We start from the raw sequence: 597 nt of genomic DNA, 5'->3' as shown, positions 1-597 counted from the left end.
GAGCACAAGCTTGGACGCAACGATGCCGTAGTCATTCTGCGCACCTCGCCACAAGCCCGTAAGCAATGGCCCGGCTTGCCGCTGGAGACTCGAGCACGGCTGTTAAGCAAGACGATTAAAGGCAAGGTGGTGAGCGTACTGACCTCAATGGTGGATCCGCTGCGTTTCCCGGGTGATGAGATCGTCGACCTTTACAGTCAGCGTTGGGAAATCGAACTGGGATATCGAGAGATCAAGCAAGGGCTTTTAGGTGGTGAATATACGCTGAGAAGCAAGACGCCGGAGATGATTGCGCAAGAGCTATGGGGCGTACTGCTGGGCTACAACCTGTTGCGTTATCAGATGGTGCAAATGTCTCGACAGTGCCCTGGTGTGTACCCATGCGAGATGAGTTTTACTGCCTGTAGCTGGGCAATACTGGGCTTGCTGCATGGCACATCCTTGAACCACCCCGGAAATTTGCCGGGATTTTTGTCGGATCTGCAGGCTTCGGCGGCACAATATGTCTTGCCACATCGACGGCCTGACCGATGGTTTCCGCGAACGGTGAAGCAACGTCCAGCGAAGTACCCCACCCGAAAATGAAAAATGCCAGTC

1 protein-coding gene is annotated in these 597 nt (G+C 54.4%); it reads left to right on the top strand.

All coding sequences use genetic code 11. The features are described from left to right. A partial coding sequence (locus tag ACF8FB_RS13995) for a transposase (protein ID WP_392511477.1) occupies positions 1–585 on the top strand: 585 nt, incomplete at its 5' end. Positions 586–597: the final 12 nt, after the last annotated feature.

The organism is Pseudomonas sp. yb_2 (assembly GCF_043103905.1).
GTDB lineage: Bacteria > Pseudomonadota > Gammaproteobacteria > Pseudomonadales > Pseudomonadaceae > Aquipseudomonas > Aquipseudomonas alloputida.
Note: the sequence above shows the minus strand (reverse complement) of the source record. Positions and strands in the feature narration are given on the sequence as shown.